This is a genomic window from Halarcobacter sp. (assembly GCF_963676935.1).
Classification (GTDB): Bacteria; Campylobacterota; Campylobacteria; order Campylobacterales; family Arcobacteraceae; genus Halarcobacter.
Genome location: NZ_OY781470.1, coordinates 212,977 through 231,324, shown reverse-complemented (window position 1 = coordinate 231,324; position 18,348 = coordinate 212,977). Strand labels below are relative to the sequence as shown.

12 protein-coding genes are annotated in these 18,348 nt (G+C 24.9%); 5 read left to right on the top strand and 7 right to left on the bottom strand.

Features of this window, described 5'->3' with window-relative positions:
- Nucleotides 1–35: 35 nt before the first annotated feature.
- From ACKU4C_RS01155 to ACKU4C_RS01145, 3 genes are all read left to right on the top strand, one after another.
- Nucleotides 36–383, top strand: a complete 348-nt coding sequence (locus ACKU4C_RS01155) for a nucleotide pyrophosphohydrolase (protein WP_321313903.1) — start codon at nucleotides 36–38, stop codon at nucleotides 381–383.
- Nucleotides 380–871 carry a nucleoside 2-deoxyribosyltransferase gene (locus ACKU4C_RS01150; RefSeq protein WP_321313901.1) on the top strand — a complete coding sequence of 164 codons (492 nt, stop codon included), beginning with the start codon at nucleotides 380–382 and terminating at the stop codon, nucleotides 869–871. The genes ACKU4C_RS01155 and ACKU4C_RS01150 overlap by 4 nt, the downstream gene beginning before the upstream one ends.
- 422 nt (nucleotides 872–1,293) lie before the next feature.
- Nucleotides 1,294–2,685, top strand: coding sequence for a HAMP domain-containing sensor histidine kinase (locus tag ACKU4C_RS01145; RefSeq protein WP_321313899.1), 1,392 nt, complete (start codon nucleotides 1,294–1,296; stop codon nucleotides 2,683–2,685).
- 11 nt (nucleotides 2,686–2,696) lie between these two features.
- Here the strand turns inward: ACKU4C_RS01145 and ACKU4C_RS01140 are convergent, their stop codons facing one another.
- The 4 genes from ACKU4C_RS01140 to ACKU4C_RS01125 form a co-directional block, all read right to left on the bottom strand.
- Nucleotides 2,697–5,462, bottom strand: a complete 2,766-nt coding sequence (locus tag ACKU4C_RS01140) for a DEAD/DEAH box helicase (protein ID WP_321313897.1) — start codon at nucleotides 5,460–5,462, stop codon at nucleotides 2,697–2,699.
- Between the two features lie 10 nt (nucleotides 5,463–5,472).
- Nucleotides 5,473–6,459, bottom strand: a complete 987-nt coding sequence (gene glk, locus ACKU4C_RS01135) for a glucokinase (RefSeq protein ID WP_321313894.1) — start codon at nucleotides 6,457–6,459, stop codon at nucleotides 5,473–5,475.
- Nucleotides 6,459–9,635 (bottom strand): glycoside hydrolase family 15 protein, encoded by a 3,177-nt coding sequence (locus ACKU4C_RS01130; protein ID WP_321313893.1) that lies wholly within the window; start codon nucleotides 9,633–9,635, stop codon nucleotides 6,459–6,461. The genes glk and ACKU4C_RS01130 overlap by 1 nt, the downstream gene beginning before the upstream one ends.
- A 103-nt stretch (nucleotides 9,636–9,738) precedes the next feature.
- Nucleotides 9,739–10,779 (bottom strand): HD domain-containing phosphohydrolase, encoded by a 1,041-nt coding sequence (locus ACKU4C_RS01125; protein WP_321313892.1) that lies wholly within the window; start codon nucleotides 10,777–10,779, stop codon nucleotides 9,739–9,741.
- 141 nt (nucleotides 10,780–10,920) lie between these two features.
- Between ACKU4C_RS01125 and ACKU4C_RS01120 the strand changes: the two genes are divergently transcribed.
- Entirely contained in the window at nucleotides 10,921–11,724 is an 804-nt protein-coding gene (locus ACKU4C_RS01120) for an ion transporter (RefSeq protein WP_321313891.1), read from the top strand.
- An 8-nt stretch (nucleotides 11,725–11,732) separates the two neighbouring features.
- Here ACKU4C_RS01120 and ACKU4C_RS01115 read toward each other — a convergent pair whose 3' ends face one another.
- Nucleotides 11,733–12,875, bottom strand: a complete 1,143-nt coding sequence (locus ACKU4C_RS01115; protein WP_321313890.1) for a response regulator — start codon at nucleotides 12,873–12,875, stop codon at nucleotides 11,733–11,735.
- A 111-nt stretch (nucleotides 12,876–12,986) separates the two neighbouring features.
- Between ACKU4C_RS01115 and ACKU4C_RS01110 the strand changes: the two genes are divergently transcribed.
- A complete protein-coding gene (locus ACKU4C_RS01110) occupies nucleotides 12,987–14,117 on the top strand; it encodes a response regulator (protein ID WP_321313888.1) in 1,131 nt (376 codons plus the stop codon).
- Here ACKU4C_RS01110 and ACKU4C_RS01105 read toward each other — a convergent pair.
- Nucleotides 14,104–16,605 carry a PAS domain S-box protein gene (locus ACKU4C_RS01105; RefSeq protein WP_321313886.1) on the bottom strand — a complete coding sequence of 834 codons (2,502 nt, stop codon included), beginning with the start codon at nucleotides 16,603–16,605 and terminating at the stop codon, nucleotides 14,104–14,106. The two genes, ACKU4C_RS01110 and ACKU4C_RS01105, sit on opposite strands and share 14 nt — an antisense overlap.
- Nucleotides 16,606–16,664: 59 nt before the next feature.
- Nucleotides 16,665–18,266 carry an ABC transporter substrate-binding protein gene (locus ACKU4C_RS01100; RefSeq protein ID WP_321313884.1) on the bottom strand — a complete coding sequence of 534 codons (1,602 nt, stop codon included), beginning with the start codon at nucleotides 18,264–18,266 and terminating at the stop codon, nucleotides 16,665–16,667.
- Nucleotides 18,267–18,348: the final 82 nt, after the last annotated feature.

Below are 18,348 nucleotides of genomic sequence, written 5' to 3'. Positions count from 1 at the left end.
GTATTATACTCTCAATCTACTAACAAGGGTTTAAAATGGATATGAAAAATATTGAAAGTATTATTAGTAAGTTTTCAAAAGACAGAGATTGGGATAAATTTCATAACCCAAAAAATTTAGTTATGGCGATGAGTGTTGAGGCATCAGAGTTAGTTGAGATATTCCAATGGTTAGACTTTGAACAAGCACAAAATCTATCAGAAGAGAAAAAAGAACATGTAAAACAAGAGATTGCTGATATTGTTGTTTATCTTACTAGAATATGTATGACTTATAATATAGATTTAGAAAAAGCTATTCTAGAAAAAATGAAAATGAATGAAAAAAAATACCCTTTATTTGATGAAAATGGGAAAAAAATAAACTATGGAAAGAAAAAATGAAAAAAATATATATTGCAGGACCTGATGTGTTCGAAAAAAACTCAATAGAAATTGGCAAAAAATATGTTGAACTTTGTAAAAAATATGGTTTTATTGGTTTATATCCTTTAGATAATCAAATAGATTTTAATCAAAAAAAACAAAAAATTGCCCAAGATATTTTTTTTGCGAATAAAAAACTAATTGAAGAGTGTGATATAGTAATTGCAAATTTAAACTCTTTTAGAGGGAAAGAATCTGATAGTGGTACAGTTTGGGAATGTGGTTATGCATATGGCTTAAAAAAGGAAGTTTATGGATATATAAGTACCAGTAATACATATATTCAACAATTTAATATCAATGAAATAAAGTATGAAAATGGTATTTATTATGATTTAGAAGATAGAGCAATAGAAGATTTTGATTATCCTTTAAACCTTATGTTATCATGTTCTATAAAGAAAATTCTTGTAGGAGACTTTGAAAAAGTATTAGCTCAGTTATGATATAATTTGAATAAATATTATTATAAGGATTTAGTATAAATACTAAAACAGTAATTAGAAATTTAAAAATTAAATATATTTTTTTATTTGTTATTATTTCTATTTCTACTTATTTAATATTAAATTTTTTTGCAATTGACAATAAAAAGAAGTATTTATCTCAAACTACACATGTTTATGAAAAAGCTTATAATAGTATTTTATTTCAATATAAAGATTTATCAGAAGTTATATATACAGGACTTTTAAGATTTACTAAAGCTGATGAAAAGCTTTTTAATATACACCTAAAAACAAAAAAAGAACAAGCAAAAATAAGACAAAAATTATATTTACAAACAATTAATAGATTTAACACACTAAAAAAAAGAAATATAATTAGTATAAACTATATCTTACCAGATAATACTATTTTCTTAAAAATGGTTAATCCACTTGATTTTGATAGAAAAACTAGTAATAAAAGAGAAACACTAAAATATGTTCAACAGCATAAAGTTCCTACTTCAAGTTATGAGATAGGAAAATTTGGTTCAGGATATAGATTTGTCTATCCAATAATTAAAAATAATATCTATTTAGGTCTAATTTCTTTAACTTTTAGTGAGGAAGCTATTACAAAATCACTAATGAAACAATATGATGTACTAAGTAACTTTATCATAAAAAAAGATATGTTTGATAAAGATTTTCTAAAAAATAACAAATCTTATAAAGATGCACACTTTGCTGGTTTTATTCATAATAAAACTATATTAGAAGACTTAAAACTGGAATCAAAAAAGAAGATTATAGATATAAAACCTTCATATGAAATCTCAAAAAAACTTTATGAATTGGGACAAAAAAAAGAAGCTTCATCAATATTTGTTAATGAAAAAGATTCTATTGTAACTGTTATACCTATTTATCATAATATCTCAAATATGTATGAAGGTTTTGTTTCAATTATTAGTAAAGGGGAAACTATAAATCTTTTAAATACTAATTACTATACAATCTTGTTTTTATTTATATTTTTATATTTAAGTGTAATGCTACTTTTCTTACAACAAAAAATTAAAGCAGTTTTAGATAAAGAATTAACTAAACAGATGATAAAAAAAGATCAACAACTTTTAGAGCAAGCAAAAATGGCACAAATGGGAGAGATGATAGGAAATATTGCCCACCAATGGAGACAACCTTTAAGTGCTATTAGTACCATAGCAAGTGGAATAAAACTAAATCATGAGTTTGGGATGCTTCAAGAGAATGATATACCTAAAAATATGGATTTAATCGTTGACAATACAAAATACCTTTCAAAAACCATAGATACATTTAGGGATTTTATAAAAGAGAAAAGGGTAGAAAAAGAGGTTATTATTCAAGATAGAATAGAAGAGAGTTTAAAAATCATTCAAGCTTCTTTGGAAAATAATCATATAAAGTTAATCAAAAATATTGATTATCAAACTCCAATAAAATATAAAATGATTCCGGAAGAATTAGCACAAGTTTTAATAAATATATTAAATAATGCTAAAGATGCAATTATTCACAAAAAAATAGAAGATAGTTGGATTAAAATCTCTTTAATAATTAAATCAAATAAAATATTAATTACAATTGAAGATAATGCTAAAGGGATAGAAGAGGTAAATATTGCAAAAATCTTTGACCCATATTTTACAACAAAACATCAATCTCAAGGGACTGGACTTGGATTGTATATGAGTAAAACCATTATTGAAAAACATTTAGGGGGAAGCCTTAGTGTAAAAAATAGTGAAAATGGTGCTTTATTTACAATTGAACTTTATAGGCAATAGACAAGTTAAAACTAAATTATTTCTGTAAACTCATGATATAATTTATCACTTAATGGCTTTTTTAATATTAGTTGTGTATCAATTGGTTTATTACCACTATATGAATCACAATCAGCTAAACCTAAATAAATAAATTTTTGAACTTTTTTATCTACATGGGAAAATTTTCTAACAAAAATATGTAATTTTACATTCTCTTTTTTATTATTTATCAATCTATATCCATCTCCTTTATCTTGAGACATAGAGGGTTTACTCACAAAATTAAAAGTATCATTTGATTTAAAATTATTTACATATTTTGATGCTTTTGAATATTTATCTTTTTCTAATGTAATAAATAAAAAGAAATCATCTTTAAATTTTAAGAAGCCACTTCCTCTAAAAGAACTATGTATTTTATTAAAATTTGATAATAAAGCTATTTCAAGCATATTATATTTTTCATATAATTTAAAAAATGGCAAACCATAATCTTTGTTTGAAAAGCTTTCTTCATAAGTTATAATTCCATAATTTAATGAACTCTCTATAAAACTTCTTTTGTATCTATCTTTTAATATTTCTTGAAACTCATCTGTTAAACAGATTTCAGAATCTTTTTTTTCAATAAGTTTTAAAAATCTTTTTTGTTGAGAAGAATCAAAAAACTCTTGATTTAAATAAGAAAAACTATGTCTAATTGTATTTTCATCAACATTTAATAGATACTTCTTTAAAACCTCTTTTGCCTTATTTAAATCGATTTTTTTATTATTAAGTAAATATTTTAATATGGCAAACTCATATATTCTTCTTAAAGGCAGATGATAATCTATAAAAGCCGAAGCTTTTAAAAAATTTTCATCTAAACAAATTATTTTTATATCTTCATTTTTCTCCACCCTATTTAAAAAAGAGATAAAAGATTTAGATTCACTAATAAAAGGTATTGGATTTATAAAATCATCATAATTAATAAAATCTTCCATAGATGGAATTTTATTTCCTAAAATTGCTTTAAACTCCAAATAATTATCTTTTAGATATTTAAAACTATTTAGATTTTCTTTATTTATTTGTTCTATTATTCTACTTTTTGAGATTTCATCTAGAATAATATGAGCATTTTTAAAATTGGCAAAATTGTTTAATAAAGAAAACTTTATACTCTCTTTATCAATAATTTTTTTACCACATAAGGCTAAAGCAATCAAAAAACTTTTTTTATGATTTCCTATGAAATCTATTAGGGTTAAAAACTCTTTATCCTTTGACCTCCTAACTCCTCTTCCTAATTGTTGTACAAATACTATAGGTGAATTTGTTGGTCTTAACATCAAAACGGTATTTACAGAAGGAATATCAATTCCCTCATTAAATATATCCACACTAAATATAACTTCAAGTTTTTTTTCTGCATCCTCTAGTGAGTTAATAAGCTCATCTCTTTTTTGTGTATTATCATCGCTTGTTAAAGCAATTGAAGTTATGCCTCTTTTGTTAAACTCTTCTGCCATATAAAAAGCATGCTCTTTTGAACTACAAAAGGCTAATACTCTTCTTTTATTTCCAGAATATCCATAAAAATTCATTTTTTCAATAATAAAATCAACTCTTCTATTTATCATTAAAAATCTTGATAAACTACTTATGTCACTTAAATCAATCTTTTCATAATCCAACTCTTTTATATCACTTACACCGTAATAATGAAAAGTGGAAACAAGTTTATTCTCTAAAGCTTCATCAAGTCTAATATCACAAGCTATATTATCATCAAATTGTTCATAAATAGAAAGCCCATCCATTCTATTTGGAGTTGCTGTTAATCCTAAGTTAAATTTTGCATCAAAATAATCCTTTACTTTTTTATAAGAGGGACTTGCTATATGATGAGCTTCATCATAAATAATATAATCAAATTCATCTTTTTTGAAAATTTCATAGTTTGAGCTTAATGTTTGTATAGTTGCAAAAATATAAGGCTTTAATATATCTTTATTATTACCTGTAAAAAGACCCATATCAAAATCATCTATTAAAGATTCAAAACACTCCTTTGCTTTATTCAAAATATTTTCTCTATGAACAATAAATAGCAATCTTTTTGGTTTTACTTTTTTTACATCAAAAGCAGCTAAATATGTTTTACCTGTTCCAGTTGCTGCTATAACTAAAGCTTTGTTTTCTTTATTTTTTCTAAAGAAATCTAACTTTTCTAATGCTTGTTTTTGCATTAAATTTGTTTTTATCTCTTTATTAAAAATGAAACGTTTTTTAACTAATTCTTTTTTATATGAAGAATATGAATCTATAAAACTTTTATCAACTTTAATAGACTCACTCCATAAAGAATCAAATTCATTAAATACAGTTTCTAAATATCTATCATCCTTTTTATTTATACTTTGATTGTTCCACTCTATATTTGTTTTAAATGCACTTGATGTTATATTGGAAGAACCAATTATAGTTTTATATTCATTTTCAAACTTGAAGATATATGCTTTTGAATGAAAACCTTGTGAACTTGAATCAAATATTTTTAGCTCAATATTCTCAAACTCTAAAAGTTTTGATAAGGCTTTTGGTTCTGTAAAATCTAAATATGTAGATGTTAGAATTTTTCCTTTTACACCTTTTTGTCTACACTTTTCTAAACTATTTAAAAGCAATTGAACACCAGAGTAATTTAAAAAAGCTACATTAAAAATAAATGAATCACAAGATTCCAAAAGTGAAATAATATGGTTGTAAAAATTGTTGCTAGGAGTATTTGTGATTAATTGATTCAAATAAACCTGCCTAAATTAATTTATCAAAAGCATATCTTGTTGCTCCAAGTAATGCAGTGTTGGGATTTAAAGAAACTCTTAAAGGGATCATTCTTAGTAACTCTTCAAATCTTCCTTTACTAAAAAAAGCATTTAAAAAGTAATCACTTTTTATAATTGGTAAAATTTTTGGAGCAATTCCACCACCAATATAAACTCCACCTAATGACATAGATTTTAAAGCAAGGTTACCAGCTTCAGCAGCATAAATCTCAGCAAATAGTTTTAATGTTTCTATACATAAAGGATCATTAAGTTCTAAAGCACCTTTACTTATTAAAGCACTTTTATCACTATTTTCATCCATATTAGCCATAAATTCTCCTTGTTTAGCAAATCCACTTTCATATAAAAATTCATATATTGTAGATATCCCCATTCCTGAAGCAACCCGTTCATAACTTACATGACCTGGATACCTTTTTCTTAGCCATGTTAAAAGTTCATCTTGTTGGGAAGTAATTGGTGCAAAATCACTATGTCCCCCTTCTGTTCCAATAGGAGAAAAAGAGTTTCCATCCCAATAAAGTATCGCTTCACCTAAACCTGTTCCTGCTGCAATAACAGCAATATTTCCTTTTATATCTCTTCCATTTGGATTTAAATCATAAAACTCTTCATTTTTAAGATACAACATTCCATATGCTGTTGCTTCCAAATCATTTAATAACTTTACTTTTTGAGTATTAAAATATTTTTTCAACTCTTCTGTACTAATATCCCAAGGAAGATTTGTTGTTCTACATCTTTGTTCTATAATAGGTCCAGCAATACCAATAGTAATTGCTTCAATAGCACTTTTTGGTGCACCGTTTTTAAACTCTTCTAATAACTCTAAAAAACTATTGTATTTTTTACTTGAAAATTGTTTTTCATAATATAGACTTAAACTATTATCTTCAATTTTATATAAAGCAAGTTTTGTTTTTGTCCCACCTATATCACCACTTAAAATCATTAGTTCTCCTCATTTTGAGTTAATAGATACATAAAAGCTTCAATAAAATATTCATCAGTTTGATTTGGAGATAATTTATAAAAAGATTTCCATGCTTGTGCTCTATGTTCATTATAATTATCTTGACTATTATCTTTTATCCAAGCAAGTCTAACAGCATGACCTATAATTACATCTAGCATTAAATCCGTTTCTAACTTAATATTAGGATTCTCTTTAAATATTTTAGATAAAGATTCAAGAGCTTCTAAATTTAATTGTCTGTAATCTGTAGCCTCAATTGCTTGTAAAAGGGCTTCAATTCTCAATTCAAAACTTCTTTCCCCTGCTGTTGTATCAAAAGTTAGCTCACGACCAATTCTATTATTTAAATTATATTTATCACCTATTACTAAGCCTCTACATTGTTTTAATAAGTACCAAATTCCTTTATAAAAATTTTTTGACAATCTTGAAAGCATTCCTGCCTCTTTTCTATATTCTGCCCAATCTTTATTTTCTTTTATCTCATTATTTTTTTCAAATTTAAAATTTAAAGAGCTGTTTGCTGTAATATATATATTTTCTTGATTTTTCATTTGCCCGATATTAAAACTAAGAGAATTTAATACTTCTATCAAACTATTATAAATTTGACTTGGAGAAGTACTAATTAAATACTCATATCCATCTGCAATTGATATATCTTTATCTTTACAAATTTTACTAACCAATAGTTGTACAAAATACCAACTTCTTATAGTTATAATCCCTTCAAATAATTCAGGCTTTATTCTAATTAAATGCCCTAAATGCAAAACAATCTCTTGTGTTAAAGCCCTTTCAGCAGGATTTTTTCCACAAAATTTTTTAATTAAATTTAAAGTTGAGATATTATCTAAAGGTTTGGATATAGTTGCTTCTTCACTATAAGCTCGTCCTACAGCTAATCTTTTTTGTCTAATTATTATCTCTAATAGAGCATCTTCCAAACGTTCATCAAAAGAGCCTTGTAAATCACTAATCCTCCTTATAATTGACCAATTCTCACAAGTAATGGCATATTGGTAATAATGTTGTGCTAACAATGACAATTTTATAGCTTTCTCTTCAATATAAACTTCAAAGTCTGAATTATATCTCTTATATAAAATATATAAAATATCAACTTTTTGACTTAGTGGTATATATTGGGTTAATTTCTCTATTAATACACTATCTTCTAGATTGAAATACTCTTGTATAAAGGTGTTTGATTTTTGTGAAATTTCACACTCCAACAAAGACGATATATAAAAATTTTTATCAGCCAAATTAAAATCTAAATCCTCTATTTTTAATCCATGCAAATTATCTATTCTTTCAATACCTGCAGTTGTAATCAGTTGTTGAAGAAAACCCAATTTAATTTTTATATTATTACAAACCTCACTTTGTAATTCATTCAATAAATCTAATATCTCATTTTTTTGCATACTATCTAACATATTGTCTTTTACTAAAAAAGGAATTATTGGTTGACCAGCTTGGTCCCAGTGAGTAGAAAGAAAGGTAAGAGATGCTCTAAAATGCTCTACTAATAATCTATTATCACAATTAAAATAAAATCCTTTAGGATTAAAATAATATGGCAAAAAAACTATATATTCATCTGCTAAAATATGTAACCTTGCTGTTGTAATAGAACGTGGTACCCAGGATGGTTTACCTGACAATCCTAATTTTTCATTTCTTCCTAAAACACTATGTACATATTTTAATTGTGAAGCATGAACTATTTTAAGTGGTTTTAACTCATCAATAGTTTGAGTATTAAATCCTAAATTAAGTAGTTTTTGTTTTACCACTTCATTTTCAGCTAAAATTGCAACCATTGGATATGTTGTTCTTTTATGCCCTATTCTACTTCTTCTATTTAAAGGATCTATATCATTTATATCCAATATTTTATCTTGTACCATTTGAGATAAAAGATATAAACTTTGTGCCCAAACTAAAGGAATATTTTCATTGGGAACTCTTTTTTGGCTTTTAGGACTTTTTCTTTCCTCTTCAATTAAATCTCTTTGAACATAATATAATTCTGGTAAAAGTCTTTGTCCATCTATTTCCACAAATAAAGGTTCTAGTTTTTTATTCCAATATTCAACCTCATCAGAGTCTCCTCTCATCAAAGAATCAAGAAGTAGATAAGTAAAAAATAGTGGCCATTCAGATTCAATATTTTCAAATTTTTTTAATTCTGATTTTTCATAATGTAATCTTGTATTATCCTCTAGACAACTTTGATGTCCATCTAAAAGAAATCTTTTACAACCATAATTTCCCTCAAGTTTCTTTAAAATCTTTTCTTTTGTTCTTTTTACTAACTCTTCATCTTCAACTGCATAAGCAGGATATCCGATAATACTTAATAAAGCGGCATCTGTCTCTTTTGAACTGGATTCCCTTGGTAATAACTCTTTTAAAGTAAATCTAGACCTAGCAATATCACTTGGAATCACATGTATTACAGCCTCTTTACTTGTAGTATTACCAAAAAGGTTAAATCCAGATATCGCTTCGAGTGCAGCTTTTGCCATACCTACAGAACTACAGTTAATTTCTGCATTACCGGTATTAATTTTGTGTCCTCTTTCCCAGATACCAAAATCAGCTGTACAATATGTTCTACTAATATAATGTACGAGATTTTGAACAAAATTAACCTCATCAATAGTATAGATAATTTTGATTCCCGAGGCTACCATTTGAGTTAACATTAAAATAAATATAGAAGTTGCATCGAGTTGAAGATGTCCCCATTCATTATCTCCAACTACAGGTAAACCTGTAGAGGTTCCATATTTTGCATGTAAAGCATCATTTGGATCAAGAGTATATTTAAATTTTTCAACTTTATCTTTTTGTCTCATCATTGATAAAAGTAAACCTCTCATCAGTTTTACAACACTTTGTGATAAATAATATGTTCTATAATCTTCTGGATTGTGTTTTTTAAAAGATAAACTTAAACCCCAAACACAAAGAATACTATATACATTATCTCTAACCCAAGCATCAGTATAGTCTCCATGAGTTGTTTTTGCTGTACTTGCAGGAAGTAGTCCAGTTATTGGATTTTGTTTAGATAAGATTATGTTTTCAATTGTTTGGAAGTAGTTCTCAAGAAGGGATTCTTTAGATTTTAAATACATTGAATTAACCTTTTATAAATCATAATTAAAAAATTATATGCTAATAGCCTAAAAATATCTCTATTTCTATGAATAGATTATATACTATTTAAAACTATTAACCTTATTCTTGAAAAGTATTATATATTTTTGTAACTTCAGTTAGGTTACTTATAAAAATATCTACAATCCTAGGGTCAAAATGTCTCCCTTTTTCCTTTTCTAAAAGATCAACTGCTTCATCCAAACTCCAAGCTCTTTTATATGGTCTAACTGAAGTTAAAGCATCAAATACATCTGCAATTGCAACTATCCTTCCATAAATATGGATATCTTCCCCTTTTAAACCATTTGGGTAACCATTTCCATCAAACTTTTCGTGATGAGTTAAAGCAATAACAGCCCCTGCTTTTAGATATTCACTTTGTGATTCTCTTAATATTTCATATCCAATTTGAGAATGGTTTTTCATCACATTAAACTCATCATCATCTAATTTTCCCGGTTTTAATAAGATTTTATCTTCTATTCCAACTTTTCCTAAATCATGAAATGCAGCAGCATAAAAGATTAAATCTTGTTCATCTTTAGATAATCCATACTCTTTTGCTAATAGTTTACTATAATGAGATACACGTGCAACGTGAGAAGCTGTTTCAGGGTCTTTAAACTCTGCTGTTTTACCTAATATTTGTAAAGTTTCATGTTCTCTGTCAATTAGTTGTTTAGTTGCTTTTTCAACCTCATCTTCTAAAAGTTTTGCTCTATCTTCAAGTAAAATTTGATTTTTATAATTTGTTAAAAGATTTATTACCCTTGCTTTAAAAAGTGTACTATTTACAGGTTTACTTAAAAAGTCATTTGCACCCGATTCAAACGCTTCTCTATGTACTCTTTCATCATCACCTGCTGCTGTAATCATTATTATTGGTGCTATTTTATTATGCTTTCTAAACTCTTTTATAAAATCTAAGCCATTTAAATTTGGCATCATATAATCTACAATTATCATATCTATTTTATTTTTTAAAACATAAATTAATGCTTCTAAAGGTTCTGAAAAACTTTTTACACTTAAATTCATCTCCAAACATATAGCTTCAATCAAAAATAAATTATTTTCATTATCATCTATAGATACTATATGCATCTCTTCAAATTCCATTATAAAATCCTTATTTACACTAAGTAGATATTCTATAAGTTCCACTTTTAATATCTTTTATATTAGTATAAAAAATATCTAAATTACCTTATAAATCTAATCTTTTTCTTAGTATAATTCCATAAAAAATTAAGGGTGCAAATGTATAAAAATATTAAATCGCTTGTTGAATTAAATCATTTTCAAAACTTTATAATTGGTATTATTATTCTTAATGGAATAACAATGGGTCTTGAAACCTCAACCACTATTATGAAATATTATTCTGAATTTATTTTAACTTTTGATAAGATGGTTATCTCAATATTTACATTAGAAATAATTCTAAGAATCTATGTTTATAGACTCTCATTTTTTAAAGACCCTTGGTCCTTATTTGATTTTTTTATAGTGGCAATCTCACTTATTCCTGCAAATGAAGGTTTTGCTATATTTAGAATATTAAGAGTTTTTAGACTCTTTAGACTTATAACTGTCGTACCACAAATGAGAAAAATTGTTGCTGCACTATTAAGTGTAATTCCAGGGATGCTTTCAATTATGGCTTTAATGGCTTTAATTTTTTATATTTTTGCTATTATGTCAACAAATTTATATGGTGAAAGTTTTCCACAATGGTTTGGAACTTTAGGGGATTCTTTTTATACTCTTTTTCAAATTATGACTTTAGAGTCTTGGTCAATGGGAATAGTTAGACCAATTATGGAAGTCCATCCTTATGCTTGGGTATTTTTCATCCCTTTTATTTTTATTGCAACATTTGTTATGATAAATCTAATTGTTGCAGTAATAGTTGATGCAATGGCTTTATTAAAAGCTGATGAAGAAAAAAATATTATAGGAGAAGTAAAAAACAGTGAAGTTTCACTACAAGATGAAATTAAAGATTTAAAAAAAGAGATTAAAGATTTAAAACAATTAATATCTAAAATAAAAATGGATTAATTCCATTTTTATTTTTTTTCTAACCTTTCATTTATCTCTTTTAAAATCTTTCTCTCTTCTAAAAGTTTTTCTCTTTCCTCTTCTAACTTAGCATTTTTATTTTTTTCTATTTGAATTAAATCCACATATCTACTTATTTCTGTTTTTTTAGTTAATAGCATCTCTTTATATTTTTCATTTAACTCTTCTATCTCATTTTCATATTTTTTAAGTTGGGCTTCATAAGAACTATTTTTTTGTCTCATACTTGCTAACTTACTTTCAAATCCAGTTAAATTTATACTTGATAACTCTGCTCTTAAAGCTTTTATCTCTTCTTTATATCTATACTCTTTTAGATTAAACTCTTTAATACTTAATAATACTTTTTTATGAAAGTCTCTTTTTTCTATATTCTCTTTTGTTGTTAAAAAAGCTATAGTTATATACTCATCATCTACACTTGAAGTTTTAAAAATTGTATTTTTTAAATAGAAGGTCTCTTTTGACTTTGAAATAAATTTGGTATTTCCAGTCCAAAGTTTTCCTTGACTTACTATTTCCCAAGTATCATCAATATATTTTTTTGGAATATCAGGATGGATAATATTATCAAAATTTAATATATTTAAGTCCTCTTTTTTATATCCACTAACCTCAAACATCGATTCATTCATATAGGTTATTGTTCCATCTCTTTTAAGTTTAAAAACTACGGCAACTTTTTCAATAGAAGATAAATAGTTATCTAACTCTTCTTGCTTTTTTTCTAATCTATGTTCAAAATATTTTTTTTCACATAAAATATCTATTTTTTCTAAAAGTATTTTTATATCAAGAGGCTTTAAAATATAAGAACTGACATTTTGATTTATAGCTTCCATCAAAACTTCATTTTCTATTTTTCCAGATACTATAATAAAAGGGATATATAAATCTGAATAACGAATAGATTTTAATAACTCTATACCATTCATCTTTGGCATATCAATATCTGAAATAATAATATCTATATCTTTATTTTCTTTATAAATTTTTAATGCCTCTAAACCATCTTTTGCCAATAAAATTTTTTTGAAATATTTTTTTAATGTAGACAATAATAATTCAGCATCATTTACTTGATCTTCTGCAACTAAAATTGTAATTTTCTTTAAAAACTCTTCATTCATAAGACACTCTTAATTTTTTTTTAATACTAGCTTAAAATAAATTAAAATATACTATTTTATAGAATATAAAAAAATGTTATAATTCCTATTAAATAATAAAAAAGATGGTACATGATTAATCTAAAAATAGTTGTAATTGAAGATGATGAGTTTTTATTAAACAAAATTGCTAGAGTTTTAAAAAGGGAGATAATGTCTGTATTTACCTTTAAAAATCCCATGGAGGCACTAGAAAAAATTCCTGAACTTTCTCCTGATATAATTGTTTCAGACATCAATATGCCCGAAATAAATGGAATAGAACTTTATAAAATATTAAAAGACCAAAATATTGAAATACCTATAATATTAGCTTCTGCTTTTAGCGAACCAGAATATTTTATAGAGGCAATAAAATTAAAAGTTAAAAATTTTATTGTTAAACCGATTGATTTAGATGATTTAATACAAGAATTAAAACTTTTTGAAAAAGAATTACAAAGTACAGAAGAGCAATTAAAAAGAGAAAGAATGCTTGTAATACAATCAAAAATGGCTGCTATGGGTGAGATGTTGGGTAATATTGCCCACCAATGGAAACAACCACTAAATACTATCTCAATTTGTGCATCAAATTTAAAAATTCAAAAAGAGATGGGCCATATAAAAGATGAAGATAATGTTTTAGACGATATGACAGAAAATATCACAAAATCTATCAAATATATGTCTGATACAATAAACGATTTTCAAAACTATCTAAAACCAAATAAACTAGAAACCTGCTTTTATTTAAAAGATACCATAGCAAAAGTTGAAAGTTTAGTTTCTGCACTATGCAAAACTAATAGTATTAAGATAATTAAAAATATAGAAGACAATATTCATCTATGTAGTTTTCAAAATGAATTAATTCAAGTACTAATAAATATTATAAAAAATTCTATTGATGAATTAGTAAATTTAAATGATGATGATAGAATTATCAAAATAGATATTTTTTCAGAGGATGAAACTCAAATTATAATTATACATGATAGTGCTGGTGGGATTCCTAAAAATATTATAAAAAAAGTTTTTGAACCATATTTTACTACAAAAAAAGATGAAGGTACAGGGATTGGACTTTATATGTCAAAACAGATTATAACTGGACATCTAAATGGCTCAATAGATGTTTCAAATGAAAAATTTGTTGTAGATAATAAAGAGCATGTAGGTGCTAAATTTGTACTAAAACTAAATTCTTTTAATATTTGTTAAAAAGTTTAATTACAAAACTTGAACCTGTATAAGTTTTATCTTCTATAAATAAACTATTTTTATAATAGTTTATTTTAGCATTTAATGATTTTTCACATATAGACTTAGAAATATATAATCCTAAACCTGTACCCATATTTTTAGTAGTAAAATATGGTTCAAAAATTCTGCTTTGGTTCTCTTTTTTTATTCCCCCTGCTAAATCTTTTATTGCAATTTTAATACTATTATTATCTTGACTAAGTTCTATACTAATTTGATTTTCGGGTATTGATGGGTTTTCTAAATTTAATATTGCTTCTTTTGCATTTGAAACACAGTTTAAAAGCACTTGTTTTAACTGTCCTTCTTGATTTTCAATTATATATTTATTAAACTCATTAATTCTTGATAAATCTTTTATTATATGATTATCAACTTTCACTACTAATTTTATTCTATGTGAATTTAATTGTGCTTGATATAATTTATTTATATCAAAAACAGTTTTTATAATATTAAATTCGGTTTTAGGCTCATCTTTTTTAAAGAATTTTCTAAATTCATCAATTGTATCTGACATATATTTTAGTTGTTCCATTACTTCTGATTTTATCTCATATAGATATTTTTCATCAAATTCATTGTGTTTATATGCAGAGACTAAATCTTGTATTATAAACCCTATTGAGTTCAAAGGTTGTCTCCATTGATGTGCAATTGCAGAAGTCATCTCTCCCATTGCTGCTAATTTTGATTGTTGCATTAAAAGATGCTCTTTTTGAACCTTTTCTTCTTCTAACTTCTTTATCTCACTAATATCGTCAATAGTTGAAACAAAATAATCAAATTTAGTTTTTTTATCATCAACATAAACTGGAACCACTGTAAGTTTTACCCAAACTATTTCCCCATCCTTTTTTACATATCTTTTCTCAAGATAATACTCATCTATCTCTTTATTTATAAGTTTTTTTACTAAGCTTACATCTTTTTCCAAATCTTCTTTATAAGTTATATCTTTAAAACTTAGATTTATTAACTCTTCTCTTTCATATCCTACTATTCTACAAAATCTATTACTTATTCTCCAAAAACTTCCATCTTTTAAAACTAAAGCTATCCCTATGGGTGAAATATCAAATACATTTTGAAAAAGCTTTTTATTTTTAGATTCTAAAGTCAAATCTTTTATATTACCTATAAAATATAGCTCATTTTTGATTTTAACTTTTGTTACAGTTAAATTTATATTTACAAAAGATCCATCTTTGTGTAAACCATAAAGTTCCCTATCTTGGTTTATTATTTTAGAATGCATATCTTTATCATGATTTTTTATATATTCATCATGATTTTCATGGTGAGGATTTGGGATCAAAATATTTACATTTTTATTTAATAATTCACTTTTTTCATATCCAAACATTTTTATAACTGCATTATTAATCTCTTGAATTATCCCCTCTTTATCTATAACAACTATCCCATCTGAAGTATTATTTAAAATAGTTTCTATTTTATTTGTTGAATCTTTTAAACTTCTATTTACCTCTTTTAACTTAATCAAATAATTATAAACTAAAAAAACAAAAGGAAAAACCAAAAATATTGCAGCTAAAAAAAGTAAAATTCCAATTTGTTTTGATTTATCAAGAAACTTTATAATATTTAAATCTTTTTTCATTTCATACAAAATATAATATTTAGTATCAAAAGGATATATGGCTTTTAAAACCACATTACTGTCATTATCTATTAATCTTTTATCTAATATATCAATATCAAAGAAATCATTTACTTTTATCTCTTTATCTAAATATTTAGACCAATTTAGATTTTTATCTTTATGTATAATAAAGTGTCCCTCTTTATCTAATAAATATTTATTAAAATTTGGTCCTTTTAAAACTGTATCCAAAAAATCATTCATACTATAATTTATTGTTACTATATAACTTTTTTTATTTCCATCATAAATAGGCATAGCCGTTCTTAAAGTAGCTAAATAAGGTTTTTCAACCTGACCATTTTCAATATTTAAGTCTAAATCAGAAAATCCTACTTGATGTTTTTTTAATTTTAAAAATTTTTTTATATAATACCTTTTGGATTTATTTTGTAACTCTTTATCTTTAGATACATAAACTAGATTATTTCTCTTGTTTACTCTTACAACTTCATAACCATTTAAATCAATAATTCTTATTTGATTAATTTTTCTATTTGCTTTTATAAAATCTATAAATAGTTTTTTTACTTCATCACTTTCTTTAGTTTTAATAAATTTTTTGATTGAATTATGATTGACTATAGTATCTAAAATAGGTATTTTTTCTTTTTTGATTGAATCAAATGATTTATTTATTTCGAATAAATTACTTTCAATCTGTTTTTTATAAGAATCAGTAATTATATTTTTGCTATAAAGATAAGCTAAAAGAAATAAAAGTAAGGATATAGATAAAGACACTATAAAAAAAAGAGTGATTTTAGACTTGAAATTCATTATATTTCTCCTATACTGTTTAAATTATAGTAGACTCTATTTTAAATATATATTATTTTTTAGTAAGAAACTCTATTCTTCCCTTCAGATTTTGACTTATAAAGTAATTGATCTACTCTTTTATACAATGTTGTTATGTCATCTTCACTATTTACTTCACACAAACCTATACTTATTGTAACACTTATTTTATTTTCTATCTTTATTTTTTCTCTTGTAGACTTTAAAAGCTTTTCACTAACTTTTAAGCCATCTTCAATGTTTGTATTAGGCAATAATATAATAAATTCTTCCCCTCCAACTCTGTAGAAATAATCATTTGATCTTAATTTTGTTTCCACTAATCTACAAAAACTGCATAATACTTCATCACCTATATTATGACCATAATTGTCATTTATACTTTTAAAATTGTCTATATCTATATAAATAACAGAAAAAATATTTTTATATCTTTTATAATCATCAAATAATAAACTTAACTTTCTATCAAATGCTTTTCTATTTTTTATATTTGTCAAGCCATCAATATAAATCTCTTTTTTTAAATGTTTTATTTTTAGTTTTATCTCTTTTTCTAATGCAGTATTTGTAATTAACCACTTTTTTTTGATTATTAAATAAACTACTAGAATAACTATTAACAATATTATAATAATAGAAATTATAATATATATATACAGATTTTTATTACTAATAACTAAATTTATAACACTTCTATTGTCATTCTCTTTATATATAAACTCATCTATCTTAGCTTGCTTTTTTACTAAGCCCATTAACCTATATACATCATTTATTTTAATTAGTCTTTCTTTATCTAAAGTTCCTATTTTTCCATAGTTATCATAGGCATATTCTTTTAACACTATCCCTTCATTTATCAAACTATTTAACGATTTATTTTGTGTATTATATTTTTCATAAATCAATTTTGCAGTTTTTGGAATATGCTTAAATGCATAATGCCATCCTTTGATTGTTGCTTCATAAAAATTCTTAGTCAAATTTGGATTGTTTTTTATAAATAAACTTGTAGTATAAATAATATCATCATAAAAATCAAAACCATACACTTTCGGGTCAAATACTTTATAAGCAATGTTTTTTTCTTTTAGTACTATAGGTTCATTAGAGATATATGAGGCCATTGCATCAGCTTTATCGTTTATCAAATCTTCAATATTAAAACTATGTTTTAAAGCATCTATTTGTGATAATTCAATACCATTCGCACTTAACATAGCAATAATTGATGCTGAAAGTCTTGCATCTGTAGTTATCATCACTTTTTTATTTTTCAAATCTTCTAAATTTCTTATTTTATTGTTATCTTTTACTAATAATACAAGGGGAGAATGCTGAAATATTGCCCCCAAAGCTACAATATTTTCCCCTTTTGATTTTTCAATTAAAATTGAAGACCTATTTACAGCAAAATCTATCTCTCCACCTTTTATCATATCTATTTGAGTTCTTTTAGGTTCAAATTCTAATAACTTTACATCAAGTCCTACTTCTTTATAAAATCCTTTTTCTTTTGCTATTATAAATCCGGCAAATTGAAATTGATTTTTCCAACTAAATTGAACTTTAACTTCTTTGATTTCTTGTGCAAAAGTTGATAATAATAAGATAATAATAAATAATAATATTTTCATATATTTTTTCCATAATATTTTATTAAGATTATACTACATGTAGATTAAAAATATATAAGTATATTATTAGTTTTAAAATATT